This is a genomic window from Serratia grimesii (genome assembly GCF_900186025.1).
Taxonomy (GTDB): domain Bacteria; phylum Pseudomonadota; class Gammaproteobacteria; order Enterobacterales; family Enterobacteriaceae; genus Serratia; species Serratia grimesii.
The window spans coordinates 2318992-2336341 of the sequence record NZ_LT883155.1 but is presented as its reverse complement, the minus strand read 5'-3'; the positions used below and the strand labels follow the sequence as shown (position 1 = coordinate 2336341).

At 51.1% G+C, this 17350-nt stretch carries 18 protein-coding genes and 3 tRNA genes; 15 read left to right on the top strand and 6 right to left on the bottom strand.

The genetic code is table 11. The annotated features are described in order from the left end of the window. Window positions 1–143: 143 nt before the first annotated feature. The 3 genes from eptA (at window position 144) to nemA (ending at window position 3701) form a co-directional block, all read left to right on the top strand. A complete protein-coding gene (eptA, locus tag SGBXF1_RS11055) occupies window positions 144–1781 on the top strand; it encodes a phosphoethanolamine transferase EptA (protein ID WP_186428491.1) in 1638 nt (545 codons plus the stop codon). A 103-nt stretch (window positions 1782–1884) separates the two neighbouring features. Continuing rightward, window positions 1885–2505 (top strand): TetR/AcrR family transcriptional regulator, encoded by a 621-nt coding sequence (locus SGBXF1_RS11050; protein ID WP_037418704.1) that lies wholly within the window; start codon window positions 1885–1887, stop codon window positions 2503–2505. A gap of 89 nt (window positions 2506–2594) precedes the next feature. Then, entirely contained in the window at window positions 2595–3701 is a 1107-nt protein-coding gene (gene nemA, locus SGBXF1_RS11045) for an alkene reductase (RefSeq protein ID WP_037418701.1), read from the top strand. A gap of 118 nt (window positions 3702–3819) precedes the next feature. On the opposite strand, the gene idi is transcribed toward nemA, so the two are convergent. After that, complete coding sequence (gene idi / locus SGBXF1_RS11040; protein ID WP_186428367.1) at window positions 3820–4359, bottom strand: isopentenyl-diphosphate Delta-isomerase; 540 nt, start codon at window positions 4357–4359, stop codon at window positions 3820–3822. A gap of 338 nt (window positions 4360–4697) precedes the next feature. Between idi and gloA the strand changes: the two genes are divergently transcribed. After that, window positions 4698–5105, top strand: a complete 408-nt coding sequence (gene gloA, locus SGBXF1_RS11035; protein WP_037418695.1) for a lactoylglutathione lyase — start codon at window positions 4698–4700, stop codon at window positions 5103–5105. 82 nt (window positions 5106–5187) lie between these two features. Continuing rightward, window positions 5188–5877: a ribonuclease T gene (gene rnt, locus SGBXF1_RS11030; protein WP_037418878.1), complete on the top strand. Its 690-nt coding sequence runs from the start codon at window positions 5188–5190 to the stop codon at window positions 5875–5877. Between the two features lie 151 nt (window positions 5878–6028). Here rnt and SGBXF1_RS11025 read toward each other — a convergent pair whose 3' ends face one another. Beyond that, a complete protein-coding gene (locus SGBXF1_RS11025) occupies window positions 6029–6376 on the bottom strand; it encodes a Grx4 family monothiol glutaredoxin (RefSeq protein ID WP_061807546.1) in 348 nt (115 codons plus the stop codon). A gap of 414 nt (window positions 6377–6790) precedes the next feature. On the opposite strand from SGBXF1_RS11025, the gene SGBXF1_RS11020 reads away from it, so the two are divergent. Next, complete coding sequence (locus SGBXF1_RS11020; RefSeq protein ID WP_037418692.1) at window positions 6791–7612, top strand: C40 family peptidase; 822 nt, start codon at window positions 6791–6793, stop codon at window positions 7610–7612. 196 nt (window positions 7613–7808) lie between these two features. Then, window positions 7809–8387: a superoxide dismutase [Fe] gene (sodB, locus tag SGBXF1_RS11015; RefSeq protein ID WP_186428366.1), complete on the top strand. Its 579-nt coding sequence runs from the start codon at window positions 7809–7811 to the stop codon at window positions 8385–8387. A gap of 53 nt (window positions 8388–8440) precedes the next feature. On the opposite strand, the gene cydH is transcribed toward sodB, so the two are convergent. Beyond that, window positions 8441–8530, bottom strand: a complete 90-nt coding sequence (gene cydH, locus SGBXF1_RS11010; protein WP_004943739.1) for a cytochrome bd-I oxidase subunit CydH — start codon at window positions 8528–8530, stop codon at window positions 8441–8443. Window positions 8531–8853: 323 nt separating this feature from the next. Between cydH and purR the strand changes: the two genes are divergently transcribed. Further along, on the top strand, window positions 8854–9879 hold the full coding sequence (purR, locus tag SGBXF1_RS11005) for an HTH-type transcriptional repressor PurR (RefSeq protein WP_037418687.1): 1026 nt from the start codon (window positions 8854–8856) through the stop codon (window positions 9877–9879). On the opposite strand, the gene punR is transcribed toward purR, so the two are convergent. Next, a complete protein-coding gene (gene punR / locus SGBXF1_RS11000) occupies window positions 9876–10820 on the bottom strand; it encodes a DNA-binding transcriptional activator PunR (protein WP_037418873.1) in 945 nt (314 codons plus the stop codon). The genes purR and punR overlap by 4 nt on opposite strands. 123 nt (window positions 10821–10943) lie before the next feature. Here punR and punC point away from each other — a divergent pair, with 123 nt between their 5' ends. Together punC and cfa are read left to right on the top strand one after the other, a co-directional pair. Then, window positions 10944–12152 carry a purine nucleoside transporter PunC gene (punC, locus tag SGBXF1_RS10995; protein ID WP_186428365.1) on the top strand — a complete coding sequence of 403 codons (1209 nt, stop codon included), beginning with the start codon at window positions 10944–10946 and terminating at the stop codon, window positions 12150–12152. Between the two features lie 340 nt (window positions 12153–12492). Further along, on the top strand, window positions 12493–13644 hold the full coding sequence (gene cfa / locus SGBXF1_RS10990; RefSeq protein ID WP_186428364.1) for a cyclopropane fatty acyl phospholipid synthase: 1152 nt from the start codon (window positions 12493–12495) through the stop codon (window positions 13642–13644). A 68-nt stretch (window positions 13645–13712) separates the two neighbouring features. Here cfa and SGBXF1_RS10985 read toward each other — a convergent pair whose 3' ends face one another. Both SGBXF1_RS10985 and SGBXF1_RS10980 read right to left on the bottom strand, forming a co-directional pair. Continuing rightward, window positions 13713–14009, bottom strand: coding sequence for an I78 family peptidase inhibitor (locus SGBXF1_RS10985; RefSeq protein WP_186428363.1), 297 nt, complete (start codon window positions 14007–14009; stop codon window positions 13713–13715). Window positions 14010–14038: 29 nt separating this feature from the next. Next, a complete protein-coding gene (locus SGBXF1_RS10980) occupies window positions 14039–14689 on the bottom strand; it encodes a riboflavin synthase (protein ID WP_037418675.1) in 651 nt (216 codons plus the stop codon). 241 nt (window positions 14690–14930) lie between these two features. On the opposite strand from SGBXF1_RS10980, the gene SGBXF1_RS10975 reads away from it, so the two are divergent. From SGBXF1_RS10975 to SGBXF1_RS10955, 5 genes are all read left to right on the top strand, one after another. Continuing rightward, a complete protein-coding gene (locus SGBXF1_RS10975; protein ID WP_186428362.1) occupies window positions 14931–16307 on the top strand; it encodes an MATE family efflux transporter in 1377 nt (458 codons plus the stop codon). A gap of 192 nt (window positions 16308–16499) precedes the next feature. After that, a tRNA-Val gene (locus SGBXF1_RS10970) sits at window positions 16500–16576 on the top strand. A 19-nt stretch (window positions 16577–16595) separates the two neighbouring features. After that, window positions 16596–16672: transfer RNA gene (locus tag SGBXF1_RS10965), tRNA-Val, on the top strand. Between the two features lie 20 nt (window positions 16673–16692). Beyond that, a tRNA-Val gene (locus tag SGBXF1_RS10960) sits at window positions 16693–16769 on the top strand. A gap of 135 nt (window positions 16770–16904) precedes the next feature. After that, window positions 16905–17210, top strand: a complete 306-nt coding sequence (locus SGBXF1_RS10955; protein ID WP_037418671.1) for a cupin domain-containing protein — start codon at window positions 16905–16907, stop codon at window positions 17208–17210. The last annotated feature ends 140 nt before the right edge of the window (window positions 17211–17350 follow it).

Below are 17350 nucleotides of genomic sequence, written 5' to 3'. Positions count from 1 at the left end.
CATCGCCAGACCTCAGGGTCTGGCATCTCCCTACCTAAACCAAAAGTAAACAACCTCGCCACCTTTCTGAATCTCTAAGGTTTTCTTAAGTTTCATCCTGTAAATTTCAGCGCATTACTCAATATCAGGATTTAGATTTGGCAATGTGGTTACGTCAACGCTTACAGTGCAACAGCTTAGGTTTTATCCTCACCTGCGCCTTGTTCTTCACTCTGTTCCAAAACGCGTTATTCCTTCATAAAGCCTGGTCGTATATCACCTTCGATAACGTCCACAGCGTTATTTTCGCCGCTACCATGCCGGTCGTGATTTTCTGTGCGCTGAATATTATTTTCAGCGTGCTGACGGTACCGTTCCTGCGTAAACCGCTGATGATCTTTTTCCTGCTCGGCAGTGCCGCTGCGAACTACTTTATGTACAGCTATGGCGTGGTGATCGATGGCAATATGATGCAGAACGCCTTCGAGACCAACCCGCAGGAAGCCACTGCGCTGTTAACGCCTCGCATGGGGTTATGGTTGGCTCTGCTGGGCATTCTGCCTGCGATCCTTGTCTGCTTTACCCATATCCGTCAAACGCGCCCATGGTGGTATATGGTTGGGTTACGCGCCGCCAATGTGATGCTTTCCGTGGTGGTGATCCTGATTATCGCCGCGCTGTTTTATAAAGATTACGCGTCGTTGATCCGTAATAACAAAAGCGTGGTGAAAATGCTGACGCCGTCGAACTTCGTTTCCGGCACCATCAAATTTACTCAGCAACGTTATTTCACTCGGAATCTCCCGCTGGTGAAAATCGGTGAAGATGCACGTAAAGGGCCGTTGATCGCTGGTCAGCAAAAGAAAACGCTGGTGATTCTGGTCGTGGGAGAAACTGCGCGAGCTGAAAACTTCTCACTCGGCGGCTATGACCGTGAAACCAACCCACGTCTTAAGCAGGACAACGTGGTGTACTTTAAAAACGCCAGCTCTTGTGGGACTGAAACCGCGATTTCCGTGCCCTGCATGTTCTCCAACATGCCGCGCAGGGATTACGATGCGACTCTGGCGACGCATCAGGAAGGCATGCTTGATGTACTGGCACATGCCGGTGTTAACGTACTGTGGCGTGAAAACGATGGGGGTTGCAAAGGAGCCTGCGATCGCGTACCACATGTCGACATGACCAAGATGAAACTACCGCAGGATTGTGACGGTGACGTCTGCATGGATAATGTGTTGTTGTACAAACTGAACGACTATATCAACGGCCTGAAAGACGATGGCGTGATTGTGTTGCATCAGATGGGCAGCCACGGGCCAGCTTATTACCGCCGCAGTACGCCAGAGTTCCAGAAATTCTCGCCAACCTGCGACAGTAATCAGATCCAGGATTGTACGCATGAGCAGTTGATGAATACTTATGACAATTCCCTGCTGTATACCGATGCCATGTTGGACGACACCATCAAACTTCTACAAAAACACAGCGACAAGTTCAACACGGCGCTGGTGTATCTCTCTGACCACGGTGAATCACTGGGTGAAAATGGCATGTATCTGCACGGTACGCCTTATGTCTTCGCCCCAAGCCAGCAGACCCATGTTCCCTTCCTGATGTGGATGTCCGCTGACTATGAGCGCAACTTCAAGGTTGACCGTCAGTGCCTGAGCACCCTGGCTGAGAAAGATGACGTCTCACAAGATAACCTGTTCCACACCATGATCGGCATGCTGAACGTACAAACGCGTGAATACCAGCCGCAGTTGGATATCCTGCAACGCTGCCGCACTGGGGCATAAAGGCTTAACTTTTGCGCCCCGCTCGGGCAAAATACCCTTCATCGTCACCGGCGTTTTTACGCCGGTTTTTTTATTGTTATTGACCTAGACTGATCGGTCTATTATGCTAGCATCCATTATGACTAAACATGCGCATTGCCCCACAGATACCCGTGAACATTTGCTCGCTACTGGCGAGACGCTCAGCCTGCGCCTCGGTTTTACCGGCATGGGATTGAGTGAACTACTGACAACGGCGGGTGTGCCGAAAGGCTCGTTTTATCATTACTTCCGCTCGAAGGAAGTCTTTGGTGAAGCAATGCTACAGCGTTATTTCGAACACTATGATGCAGCAATGCAGCAGCTGTTCGCCGATGATAAAACGGATGCTCGCCACCAGTTGCTGAGTTATTACGCCCAGGCGATTAGCTACCATTGCCGCAGCGAATGCCATAACGCCTGTCTTGCGGTAAAGCTATCCGCTGAGGTGAGCGATTTGTCAGAGCCTATGCGCCATGCGTTGGAAACGGGCACAGCCCGGGTGATTGGCCATCTGCAGGACGCCATTGAACGTGGTATTCGTGAGGGCTCACTGTCAATTGCCATGAGCCCGGCGGCAACGGCAGAAACGTTGTATTCACTGTGGCTTGGTGCTTCACTGCGCGCCAAAATCCGCCGCTCGTTAGCCCCGCTGACCAGCGCGCTGGAAAGTATTGAGTTATTGTTGCGCCCAGCGCAACCCTAAACAAACAACAATGGATTTACCAAGGATTACCCTGTTGGGCAATTCTACGCCCGTTACTAGTCGACCGGTCTATTAATATAGGATGTGCTATGAAGATTGAAAAGTTGTTCTCCCCATTGAAGGTTGGCGCTGTAACTCTGCCGAACCGCGTGTTTATGGCCCCACTGACGCGTCTGCGCAGCATTGAACCGGGCGATATTCCTACCCCTCTAATGGGAGAGTATTATGCCCAACGTGCCAGTGCGGGATTGATCGTCACTGAAGCAACCCAGATCTCTTTCCAGGCGAAAGGCTATGCCGGTGCACCAGGGCTGCATACTCCAGAACAAATCGCCGCGTGGAAAAAGATCACCCAGGCCGTACACGACAAAAACGGCCATATCGCCGTTCAGCTGTGGCACGTGGGCCGTATTTCCCATAACAGCCTGCAACCGGGCCAGCAAGCCCCAGTTGCCCCATCTGCGATCAATGCAGAAACCCGCACCACCGTACGTGACGAAACAGGTGCCTGGGTGCGTGTCCCAACCTCTACTCCACGCGCGCTGGAAACCGAAGAAATTCCAGGCATCATTAACGATTTCCGCCAGGCAACCGCCAACGCACGTGAAGCCGGTTTCGACTTTATCGAACTGCACGCCGCGCACGGCTACTTGCTGCACCAGTTTATGGCTCCAGCATCTAACCAGCGTACCGATCAATACGGTGGTAGCATTGAAAACCGCACTCGCCTGACCTTAGAAGTGGTTGATGCGAGCATTGCTGAGTGGGGTTCAGAACATGTCGGTATCCGTATTTCACCACTGGGTCCGTTTAACGGCCTGGATAACGGTGAAGATCAGGAAGACGCAGCGCTGTACCTGGTTGAAGAACTGAACAAACGTAACATTGCTTTCCTGCACATTTCCGAACCGGACTGGGCTGGTGGTAAACCTTATTCCGATGCATTCCGCGACTCGGTACGTGCCCACTTTAAAGGGGTGATTGTCGGCGCGGGTGCTTACACTGCTGAAAAAGCAGAAGAGCTGATCACTAAAGGCTTTATCGATGCGGTAGCCTTTGGACGCAGCTATATTGCCAACCCTGATTTGGTTGAGCGTCTCAAACAAAATGCGGCACTGAACGAACCGCAACCTGCTACCTTCTACGGTGGTGGTGCTGAGGGTTATACCGACTACCCTTTCTTATCTGAAAAATAAGACGCATAAAATAAATGGGCCACATAACAAATGTGGCCCATTTTTATATCGATGAATGCGCGCCTTGCTGAACTGACCGTGTTGGTGAGCATAGGTAGAGCAATCTTCAGAGATGAATTTAACGGGCCACCAGAGCCGCCCAGCGTGCTATTTCACTGGCATCGACATTTTCCATTATTGTTCTAAACCAAACGGTAAATTCACCTGGATTACGTTGCATCTCATTCGTCAATTGCTGAAGGTCAATCCACAACCAACTATTCGCTTCTGCAGGATGCCCCTGCGGTTCGCCGTTAAATAGCCCCACGTAAATATGATCGAACTCGTGCTCAATTAAATCGCCTGGAACCTCTGCACGATAAGTAAAACTGGCTACCTGCTGCAATTCACTGCTGAAGCCCATTTCTTCATGCAGCCGACGTTGCGCTGCTGCTACCGTTTGCTCTCCCCATCGTGGGTGACCGCAGCAACTGTTGGTCCATAAACCAGCCGAGTGATATTTACTGAAAGCCCGCTGCTGCAGCAGCAAACGCCCTTGGCTATCAAATATAAATATTGAAAATGCCCGGTGCAGTAAACCCTGCTGATGCACCAGCATTTTGGTTTGCGAACCAATAACGTTGTCCTCGGCATCAACCAGTATCAGCATTTCATCCATTTGTTGGCTCCTCCAGCAAGGGGAGTAAATCAACACTGGAAAAATAAACAACCATATAAACAAGATCCTAATTAATGAACTAACCCAGTCCAACCCAGGCTTTACTTCGCTGTCAGGCCGCACGGTGCTTCACAATGCTTATAGTAGCGATTTTCAGGATCCTTTCGGCGACAAAGTGTGCGTTTATCTCCTCGCAGTCATAATAAGTGACAATGTCACTATAGGCGCATTGTGCGCCCTACCGTGGCGTACATTGAAATCCTTTATGCGGCAACGCTATACTGGATTTCGCTTCAATCCATCCGCCGTTGGCAACGGCACATCCAATCAGAGGAATTATGCGCTTACTCCATACCATGATCCGCGTCGGTGATTTACAACGCTCCATCGACTTCTATACCAAGGTATTAGGCATGCGCTTGCTGCGTACCAGCGAGAACCCTGAATACAAATACTCGTTGGCGTTTGTGGGCTATACCGATGAAAGCGAAGGAGCGGTGATTGAGCTGACCTATAACTGGGGCACCGACAGCTACGAAATGGGCACCGCGTTCGGTCATCTGGCACTGGGTGTTGACGATGTAGCTGCGACTTGTGACAGCATCCGTAAAGCCGGCGGCAAAGTCACCCGCGAAGCCGGCCCTGTCAAAGGTGGCACCACGGTCATCGCCTTTGTTGAAGACCCAGATGGTTACAAGATTGAGCTGATCGAGAATAAACACGCAGGCCATGGTCTCGGCCACTGAGATCGATCAACAAGGGCGCTTTTTGCGCCCTTGTTTTTATCCGCGTGATAACCGCCTGCAACCGGGCGCAAAATTTGCCATAATGCGCGCTGCATTCGATGAAGATAAGAAACTGATGGCCGAAAAAAGTGATCTTAACGCCCTGAGTGGCCGTTTTCGTGGGTTTTACCCCGTAGTCATAGATATAGAAACCGCCGGATTTAATGCCAAAACTGACGCATTGTTGGAAATTGCCGCTGTGACGTTAAAAATGGACGAGAACGGCTGGTTGCAGCAGGACGAAACCCTGCACTTCCACGTGGAACCTTTTGAAGGCGCGAATCTGCAACCAGAAGCGCTGGCCTTTAATGGCATCGATCCCAGTAACCCGTTGCGTGGTGCCGTCAGCGAGCACGATGCGCTGCACGCTATTTTCAAAGCCGTGCGCAAAGGTATTAAGGACCGGGGCTGTAACCGAGCGATTATTGTGGCGCACAACGCCAATTTTGATCACAGCTTTCTGATGGCCGCGGCGGAACGCGCCAGTCTGAAACGCAACCCTTTCCATCCGTTCGCCACCTTTGACACTGCAGCATTGAGCGGACTGGTACTCGGGCAAACCGTGCTGGCTAAAGCCTGTATTGCCGCCAACATTCCATTCGATAGCGCCCAAGCGCACTCAGCATTATATGACACAGAGCAAACTGCTCAGTTGTTCTGTGAACTGGTTAACCGCTGGAAGCGCCTTGGTGGCTGGCCTCTAGCGGCCACCAATACCGACGAAGATATCTAAATTACATATCACGGCCTGGCGGACAACGTTCTCTGCTGTTGCAAGAACGTTGTACACAGCAGCAGAAAAACGACGCGTTTAGAGAAAAAAATCGGGCGGCCCAGTATTAGCTGGCACCGCCCGATCTCGTCCAACAATAAAACCAAGCCTGTTATGGCTGCTGGTCTTCCTGCTGTTTGTACTTCTCTGCCGTTTCTTTAATCAGCTGCTGCAGTTCGCCACGCTGATACATTTCCATGATGATATCACAGCCACCGACCAGCTCACCGTCGACCCACAGCTGTGGGAACGTCGGCCAGTTGGCATACTTCGGTAACTCGGAACGAATGTCCGGGTTCTGCAAAATGTCAACGTAGGCAAAACGCTCGCCACAGGCAGACAATGCCTGCACGGCTTGTGCGGAGAAACCACAGTTTGGCAATTTCGGTGAACCTTTCATGTACAGCAAAATTGGGTTCTCAGCGATCTGGTGCTGAATTTTTTCAATCGTCGTCGTCATTATATTGCTTCCTCAAGCCAAATCTCATGGCTACAACATGCATCACACGGGCTATTGTAGCGGCTGAAACCGTCACAAGAAAACGCCATCTTTTGCAAGGGCATTCCCCATTGTCAGTCGCGTATCACCGGCAAGGCCTTTCCGACCAAAACATATGGACAGAATAACATTTTTAATCTGGCCATTTCACTAATATATTTTTTCACCAAAACACGTCGTTTAATTATTCCCCACGCGTTTTCTGTTGGTTTTTTATACATTAACGGTTTGATTTTTCGGCAAAAAAAATGCCATTAACGTTTTCTCACAATATGGATTATCATTTATGAGTTCTTCGCTGTTTTATATGGCGAAATTCGGGAATACTGTCATTCTTTCGATATCTGTTCCGGGGCCAAGGTTGGTAACGTCGACATGCGTTTAATTCTTACGCTTTTTGTGCTGTTGTTTACACAGCTATTCTTCAATTTGGCGCACGCAGCGCCACAGGCGCGTATTGCCGCTGAGCAGCGCAAGAGCCACGTAAACGAAGCCCGGCCAGATGACCGTAAGAAAAAGAAAGCGGTTAAGGCTAGCAGCAAAAAAGTAAAAGTCACCACCCCGCAAAAAACAGCCAAGGTTCCCAAAGCCAAAACAGAAAAAGCCGCTAAAAAGATCGTCAGCGCCAAATCGAAACACAAAACTCAACAAATCGCCAAAATCAAAGTGACCCCGCCGAAAAAGGGTTACAAAAAAGGCTATGGTCGTCATCGTGAAGCCGGTATGGCAACCGCTAAATTGGCACGTGATGAAAAACCGCTGAAGCTCACCCCAGCACATAAGAAACGCTACCAGCACGCCAAGCAAACCGCGATGGCCAAGCTGATGGACCAAATGGGCAAACCTTACCGCTGGGGCGGTACTTCACCAAGAACCGGTTTTGACTGCAGCGGTCTGATTTATTACGCCTATAAAGACGTGGTAAAAATCAAAATGCCACGCACCGCTAACGAAATGTATCACCTGCGTGACGCCGCACCGATCAAGAAAAATGAATTGGAAAGTGGTGACCTGGTGTTCTTCCGCATTAACAATCGCGGCGTAGCCGACCATGTAGGTGTCTATCTGGGCAACGGCAAATTTATTCAGTCTCCGCGCACCGGTGAAGAAATTCGTATCAGCCAGCTCGACAATGACTACTGGCAAAACCATTACATCGGCGCACGCCGTGTAGTGACACCGAAAACCATTCGATAATTCGTTCTGCGGCTGGCCTTACCAGCCGCTCTCTTCGGTTTAATTCTCCAACGCTTACTGCCGTACCTGTACCTTTCTCAGACTCATCACTGATTTTTATTGCGAAAATTGCTAAGCTAAATACCCACAATAAAAACAGGCCAACCTGTTACCCAGGTAATTGAGTACCGGATGGATCCTGTATAAGGAGGAAGCAATGTCGTTTGAACTACCTGCACTACCGTATGAGAAAAACGCTCTCGAACCCCACATCTCAGCAGAAACACTGGAATACCACTATGGTAAGCATCACAACGCCTATGTGGTCAATCTGAACAATTTGCTGAAAGGTAGCGAGTTTGACGGGTTATCTCTGGAAGCGATTATCAAGGCGTCCAGTGGCGGCATTTTCAACAATGCCGCTCAGGTATGGAACCACACCTTCTATTGGCACTGCTTATCGCCACAGGGCGGTGGTGAGCCTCAGGGCGCATTGGCTACCGCTATCAATCAGGCGTTTGGTTCTTTCGCCGCCTTCAAAGAGCAATTTAGCGAGGCTGCAATCAAAAACTTTGGCGCCGGCTGGACCTGGCTGGTGAAAAAGGCTGACGGCTCGCTGGCTATTGTTAATACGTCGAACGCTGGTACGCCGCTGACCGGTGAAGACAAACCGTTACTGACCGTCGACGTGTGGGAACACGCCTACTATATCGATTACCGCAACGCACGCCCGACCTACCTGGAGAATTTCTGGGCATTGGTTAACTGGGCATTTGTGGAGAAAAACCTGGCATAACGCGGGTTGAGGCAAACAGGCGCACTAAGCTGCGCCTGTTTTTACTTCGGGGATCAGTTCAATGCTGCGGTGAAGCTAAAAGCAATAATCACGGCCAGCGCACAGACAGTGGTGAACAGTGACATTTTCAGATCGGTATCCATTACAACTCCTTTTCAGATTGGTTTTCCCAAGGATAAAAGGCACACAATTAATGCGTCAAACCATTTTCACACAGTTGGCCAATAAAATCTTGTTATCATTTCCCGGTTTATAATACCGATTACCTCTTCCCCTTTTGCTCAATATGGGACAAAATTCGCAGTTCACAACTGTGTACCGGCAAAATGCCCCTCCTGACCAAGCGCTGACGACTTCAACACACTAAAAACTCAGTTTTCGCTTCTTTGGAGAAGGATCTACGCAGGCAAACGATTAACATCACACTTACATACTGCAACATGTGAGTTCAGGAGTCATTCTTTACATGGCAACGATTAAAGATGTGGCCAAACGCGCTGGCGTTTCCACCACCACCGTTTCGCACGTCATCAATAAGACTCGTTTCGTCGCCGAAGAGACAAAAGCGGCCGTGGGTGCCGCGATTAAAGAGCTGCATTATTCACCCAGTGCTGTGGCGCGCAGTCTGAAGGTCAATCACACCAAATCGATTGGTCTGCTGGCAACCTCTAGTGAAGCGCCCTACTTTGCTGAAGTGATCGAAGCGGTAGAAAACAGTTGCTACAGCAAAGGCTATACGCTGATTCTGTGTAACTCGCACAACAATTTGGACAAACAGCGCGCCTATCTGGCGATGCTGGCGCAAAAGCGCGTCGATGGCTTGTTGGTGATGTGTTCAGAATACCCAGACCAATTGCTCGGCATGTTGGAAGATTATCGCAACATCCCGATGGTCGTGATGGACTGGGGCGCAGCACGCGGTGATTTTACTGATACCATCATTGATAATGCCTTCGAAGGTGGCTATCTGGCTGGACGTTATCTGATCGAGCGCGGACACCGCGATATCGGTGCCATTCCCGGCCAACTGGCGCGTAACACTGGGGGCGGACGCCATCAGGGCTTCTTAAAAGCCATGGAAGAAGCCAATATCGACGTGCGCGACGAGTGGGTCGTCCAGGGTGACTTTGAGCCAGAATCCGGCTACAAGGCCATGCACCAGATACTGTCGCAGAAGCAGCGTCCAACCGCGGTATTCTGTGGCGGCGATATCATGGCAATGGGGGCTATCTGTGCCGCCGATGAGCTTGGGCTACGCGTGCCGCAAGATATCTCGGTCATTGGCTATGATAACGTGCGCAATGCGCGCTATTTCACCCCGGCACTGACCACGATTCATCAACCTAAAGAGCGCTTGGGTGAGATGGCATTCACCATGTTATTGGACCGCATCATCAGCAAGCGTGAAGAGTCACAGGTGATCGAGGTTCATCCTAAGTTGGTTGAGCGCCGTTCGGTTGCTGACGGTCCGTTTATCGATTACCGCCGTTAGTCATTCACGCCGGAAGCCACTGCGGTTTCCGGCGTCACTTCACTTAACCATTCCTGATTCAACGTTTCGCTGTCGCCTAAATAGTCCAATAGCCAGGCCATCGCCGGTGATGGCGTATTTTGCTGCCATGTCAGGCAACAGGGGCTGGCAGGAAACGGCTGCTGCAACTGTAGCGCTACCAGTTCCCCACGTTCTACTAACGGCAAGACCTGATGTGCGGGCATCATCCCCACACACAATCCGGCGCACAGGCAATCCACCGCCGACGCCCAGTCCGGCACTACCAACCGCCGTTGGTTATCCAGTGTCCAGGTGACCCGCTTGGGGAGATTACGTGAGGTATCTTCCAGACACAGTGACGGGAAAGGCCGGAGCTGGTCATCGTTCAGTAACCCCTCTAAAGCGGCCAGCGGGTGCTGGGGGCTGGCGACGCATAACCAACGCATGTCGCCCATATCGCGAAAGGCAAACCCACCACCGACCGGCACGGCCCGCGTCGCACCTATCGCCATGTCAGCACGGCCATCCACCAATGCATCCCACACGCCATTAAACACTTCTGGCTGAACCAATAATTCAACGTCAGGAAAATGCCGATAAAAATCCAACACCAACTGACGGCAACGCTGTGGCTTGACGATAATATCTACGGCAATCTTCAACTGACCACGCCAGCCGTTGGCTACTTGCTGACACTGCCGTCGGGTGTCGAGCATTTTTTTGATGACACCACGCGCTTCCTGAATAAATAGCACACCCGCAGGCGTCAGCTCCACATCACGATGACGACGCTCAAACAACGGTACCGCCAGCCATTGCTCAAGTTGCCGCACGGTGTAACTTACCGCTGAGGGTACCCGATGCAATTCCTGCGCCGCTGCGCTAAAGCTACCGGTTCGGGCAACAGCATCCACTACATCCAGAGAATATTCAGACCACATGGTTTTGCCTTCAATTTTTTTAACAGCACTTTGCAAATATTACCGTTTCACAAGCAGAGATCCAGCCGGATACACTTGCCGGCGCTAAAAACCTGCGACAATAAAATATTAACGAGAAATACCATGCGAAATTCCTTTGGTTTTATGTTCTATCTTGCCGGTCTGAGTATGCTGGGTTACCTGGCTACCGACATGTACTTGCCCGCTTTTGGTGTGATGCAGCAAGACCTGCAAATTTCTGCCGGGGCGATCAGCGCCAGCCTGAGTATCTTCCTGGCCGGCTTTGCCTTTGCACAATTACTCTGGGGCCCGCTTTCCGATCACCTTGGCCGCAAGCCCGTACTATTGATTGGTCTGGCCCTGTTTGCCCTGGGTTGCCTGGGCATGTTGTGGGTAGAGAATGCCGTTCAGCTCTGGTCGCTGCGTTTTATCCAGGCCATTGGGGTTTGTTCCGCCGCGGTCACCTGGCAAGCGCTCGTCATTGACCGTTACCGTGAAGGTAAGGCAAACCGTGTTTTCGCCACTATTATGCCACTGGTGGCGCTTTCACCCGCACTGGCACCGCTGGTCGGGGCATGGCTGTTAAACCATATGGGTTGGCGCGCTATTTTCGCCGTGCTGCTGGGCATCACCGTTATACTGCTGCTGCCTACCCTGCTATTGAAAGAAAGCGCCAAGGCGGCACCCACCACCGAAAAGAAAAACAGCCTGACCTTCCTGCAACTGTTGAAATCACCGGCCTTTAGCGGGAACGTCACCATCTTTGCCGCCTGTTCGGCCGGATTTTTTGCCTGGCTGACCGGTTCACCGTTTATTCTTGGTGATATGGGGTACAGCCCAAATGATATTGGCCTGAGTTATGTACCGCAGACCCTTGCCTTCTTATTAGGGGGTTATGGCTGCCGTACCGCATTAAATCGCATTAATGGCAACACGTTACTGCCGTGGCTGCTGGTAGCTTATGGTGTGAGTATGGTGTCTCTGTACTTGGTTGCCACGCTGACTGAGCCGACACTGACCACATTGTTGATTCCGTTCTGCGTGATGGCATTGGTCAACGGAGCCACCTACCCAATCGTAGTGGCGAATGCGCTAACGCCATTCCCAGAAGGCACAGGTAAAGCCGCAGCCCTGCAAAACACCTTGCAGTTGGGCCTGTGTTTTGTCGCCAGTATGCTGGTTTCGGCATTTATTGCCCAACCCCTGCTGGCAACAGTCACGGTGATGGTGTCGACGGTAGTATTGGCTGGAATGGGCTATATGCTGCAACGCGGTAAAGTGGTGGATGACAGTCAGACAACGCGACAGGAACATGCTAACTCTGCGTCATAATTGTCATTATTAATAATCACTTAAAGAATATTTTTGCCGAGTGCGATTTACAGTTGAGTAAGCGCCTCGGCAAGCCTATACTCAAAACGACCTTTTAAAATAACACTTTTATAATTTCTTTATCACAAATTGCTGTTGTGTACGCGCATGGCGTCACACTTTTTTAAGGATTGTCTTTCCCGCGTTTCTTGCGCTGGAACCTTCTTAAAATTTTCCTCTGTTCATAGTCGGATATCAGACGCCACGGGACTTTTTACCGTAGGTAAACGTATGCACCCGCAGAATTTGTCTAAGCTATTTTTTGGCGGGTCATAAGTCAGAAGAAGGTGATGGAGAAGCTATGAGTTCATCGTGTATAGAAGATGTGAGCATCCAGGACAACCAATGGTACCGTATCGCTCATGAAATGCTCAGCATGGCCGGTATTGAAATAAACGGCTCACGCCCTTTCGATATTCAGATTAAAAACCCCGATTTTTTTAAACGCGTTCTACAGGAGGGTTCTCTCGGCCTTGGCGAAAGCTATATGGACGGTTGGTGGGAATGTGAACGGCTGGATATATTCTTTCAACATGTTGTCCGCGCCGGTCTGGAAAAGAAACTCCCCCGCCATCTAAAAGATACTCTCCGAATTGCCGCTGCGCGATTAACCAATTTGCAATCGAAAAAACGCGCCTGGATTGTCGGTAAAGAGCATTACGATCTGGGGAACGACCTGTTTACGCAGATGCTCGATCCTTATATGCAGTATTCCTGCGCCTACTGGAAAGAGGCAACTACGCTGGAAGAGGCGCAAGATGCCAAGCTGCGGATGATTTGCGAAAAACTGCAGCTACAACCGGGTATGCGTTTGCTGGATATCGGCTGCGGTTGGGGTGGGCTTTCCGCCTATGCAGCAAAAAACTTTGGCGTGTCCGTGGTGGGCGTAACCATTTCTGCCGAGCAACAAAAGCTGGCGCAAGAGCGCTGTGCCGGGCTGGACGTCGAAATTCTGCTGCAAGATTATCGCGATTTGCACCTACAGTTTGACCGTATCGTTTCTGTCGGCATGTTTGAGCACGTCGGCCCCAAAAATTACCGCACCTACTTCAATGTTGTTGAGCGTAATTTAAAACCGGGCGGCTTATTCCTGCTACACACCATCGGTTCGAATCGGACAGATATGAATGTTGACCCGTGGATCAACAAATATATCTTCCCGAATGGCTGTTTGCCTTCCGTTACCCATATCGCCCAAGCCAGCGAAGGGCATTTTGTGATGGAGGACTGGCATAATATTGGCGCTGATTATGATCGCACGCTGATGGCATGGTACGAGCGATTCAAACAAGCGTGGCCAGAACTCGCCCAACGTTATTCCGATCGCTTCGAACGCATGTTCAGTTATTATCTGAACGCCTGTGCCGGCGCATTTCGCGCGCGGGATATTCAACTGTGGCAGGTGGTATTCAGCCCGAAAGGCGTTGAAGGTGGTATCCGCGTTCCGCGATAACACTGCGCAATAAAAAACCCCGGTAAATCAGCCGGGGTTCTTTTCATACCTTGATGACCTAATAGGTATCAGCCGCAATAAACGCGGATGATTTTATCATCACTGTCACCCAGGAAGTTCAGACGGCGCAGATTAAAGTCCATCGTAACTGCTGAGTTATACGGAATAGCGCGCACCTGTGAGTCAATCCGCACACCTTCAAGCGCTGACAGCGGTTTACCTACATAGCTCTGATACTGTGCCGCACCGCAGGTATCATTTTCTGCGTCCACGGCCGGGTTGGCTGCGCCCTGTTCAGGCGAACTGCTACAAGCACTCAGCGCCAACAGCGCCGTTAACATCAACGTTTTCCCATAAAACTTCACGCGTTTGCTCCTCTCTGGTTTGTCGTCCGTCAGATCTTCTGCGACAGCGCGCTCGCCGCCGCCATCGCCGCTTCACGGCTCGCTAAAACACGCTCAACGGTGTCCACCACCGCCTGTGTTTGCGGGTCGATCTCAATATTCACCTTATCACCCAGGCGTTTTTTACCCAGCGTGGTGCGTTCCAGCGTTTCCGGGATCAGATGTACGCAAAAACGATTATTCACGACTTCACCTATGGTCAGACTAATACCATCGATGCCAATGAAGCCTTTATGCAGAACGTATTTCATCAATTCGGCGTCTGGCATCCGCAGCCACACCTGGCGATTATTCTCAGAGGTATAAATCTTGGCCACCTCCGCCGTGCAGATAATATGGCCGGACATCAGGTGACCGCCAATTTCATCATTAAATTTGGCTGCCCGCTCAATGTTGACAACATCCCCCAACACCAGATCACCGAGGTTAGTCAAACGCAGCGTTTCTTTGATCAGATCAAAGCTGACGCGGTTGCCTTCCACCGCAGTGACGGTCAGGCAGCAGCCGTTATGCGCCACCGATGCCCCGAGTTCTAGCCCTGGCAGCAGTTCAGTAGGCATATCGATAACGTGAGTGCGGAAGTTGGATTTTTCATCAATGGCGACCAGCGGCGCGGTGCCTTGTACGATACCGGTGAACATGTGGGCCTCTTCTTTCTACAATGTTTAAAGCGCTTGAGGCAGTTTGCCCCAGTTGGCGAGGAAAACCAAACCCGAGGCGACAAAAAATCTGCGCCTGCGCATTTAATAACTATTTCATCGCAGCATTTGCTTAACGACGCCGAGCGGGTACAATATTTTTGACAAAATTCCGCTATTTTTAATTGTTGTCCTTTCGCGACGACCCTTCCCTTCATCATAAATAAATAGAAAAGGTGTATGCGTGCAGAAGTACTTAATTGAAGCGCGTAGCTTATTGGCCCTCGCAATCCCGGTAATCATCGCGCAAATATCGCAAACCGCAATGGGCGTAGTCGATACCATCATGGCCGGTGCTTACAGCGCCACAGATATGGCCGCCGTAGCCGTCGGTACCTCTATCTGGTTGCCGGCCATTCTCTTCGGCCACGGCTTGTTGCTCGCACTGACACCAGTAATTGCACAACTTAATGGTGCAGGTCGACGCGATCGTATCGCCCATCAGGTCCGTCAAGGTTTCTGGCTGGCTGGAGCCGTCTCTGTGCTGGTGATTACTGTGTTGTATAACAGCAAGTTTGTTATCGACATGATGCACAACATTGATCCACAGCTGGCAGACAAAGCCGTAGGTTATCTGCACGCCATCATGTGGGGGGCGCCAGGCTATCTGTTCTTCCAGGTCCTACGTGGCCAATGTGAGGGGCTGTCAAAAACCAAACCCGGTATGGTTATTGGCTTTCTCGGTTTGTTGGTCAACATCCCGATCAACTATATCTTCATCTACGGTAAGTTCGGTATGCCGGAACTGGGTGGCGTCGGTTGCGGTGTGGCAACGGCAAGCGTCTACTGGTTTATGTTCCTGGCGATGCGGTGGTACGTCCGACGAGCACCGTCGCAGCGCGATATTATACCGCACGAAGGCAGCAGCAAACGACCAGACTGGCCAGCGATAAAACGCTTGTTCGGCATTGGCCTGCCGGTTGCGTTGGCTCTGTTCTTTGAAGTCACGCTGTTCGCGATTGTTGCCCTGTTGGTGTCACCGCTCGGCATTGTTTCCGTCGCAGGGCACCAGATTGCACTGAACTTCAGCGCCCTGATGTTCGTTTTGCCGCTGTCACTGGGCGTCAGTGCCACTATTCGCGTTGGTTATCGACTGGGTGAAGGATCGGTTGAAGGCGCACGCATTGCCGCCTATGCGTCGATCGGCGTCGGTATCTTGATGGCCTGCTGTACCGCGCTGTTTACCGCCACCTTCCGCGAACACATTGCCTTGCTGTACAACGACAGCCCAGCCGTTGTGGCCATGGCGTCACACCTGATGCTGTTGGCGGCAATTTATCAGATCTCCGACTCCATACAGGTGATTGGCAGCGGTATTCTGCGCGGTTATAAAGATACCCGTTCGATCTTCTTCATCACCTTTATCGCTTATTGGGTGCTGGGTCTGCCGAGTGGTTATCTGTTGGCGCTAACCGATATCGTTGTACCGGCAATGGGACCAAGCGGATTCTGGATTGGGTTTATCATTGGCCTCACCTTTGCCGCCATTATGATGGCCTTGCGTATGCGCTGGCTGCAAAGACAACCGGCCGCACTCATCTTGCAACGCTCGACTCGCTAAACATCACCGTCGGCCGGTCGCTAAACCGGCCGACGGCTTCATGGCCAGAGTTTGCAGAAAAAACCACCGCACTGCACACAAGCGCAGCAATCGCGTGAAATACCGGATAAAATTACGTTTTTCTCCTTGCCAGCAAGCGGGTAGCTCGTTAATATTCGTCCCCGCTGTCAGCCATGACAGACAGGAAAAGATGCGTCCGTAGCTCAGTTGGTTAGAGCACCACCTTGACATGGTGGGGGTCGGTGGTTCGAGTCCACTCGGACGCACCAAATTCCTGAGCAGTACAGTGCGTCCGTAGCTCAGTTGGTTAGAGCACCACCTTGACATGGTGGGGGTCGGTGGTTCGAGTCCACTCGGACGCACCAAATTTCTAAAGCAGTGCAGTGCGTCCGTAGCTCAGTTGGTTAGAGCACCACCTTGACATGGTGGGGGTCGGTGGTTCGAGTCCACTCGGACGCACCAAAGCGTTGTTTTCTCAAACTTGCCCTATCAGCTCAACACTCACCCTATTGTTAACTCGCCAGCGCGATCCCATACTTTAGCTTCTGCCATCGCAAACTGTATCATCAAGGCGAAAACCTTATCAGGACAGATCCCATGCTGACATTTACCGCAGAGACTTCGTTTGAGAAGCTCGACAACGGCCTCACCCGCCGACAAGGGATAATGAACAACGGCGCCCGTGCCACAGAAGTAAAATTCGACGCCGGCGCCTTCGGCCAGCTGCAAAAACGCGCCCACGCCTTGCAAACACGGGTAGTCTCGGGCGAGTTTGAATTCACTGTAGGCAGTGACACCCAGATAGTGCTCGCCGGTGAAACCGTCACGATCCCCGCGAATACCGCGAGTGGTTGCTTCTGTTTGGCTGCCGGTACGTTGTGGGAAATCATCACGTCAAACTAACCTTCTGCAATACTTGTATTTACAGAAGGGTTATTTGCGCAACAAACACCTGCTGTTGGTTTGCATTTGCGCCACATTTGCTGCTGATTTGACGGTTCCGCGATTTAGCATCGGTTTTTTATTTTGTTTCCCGCCGCTTA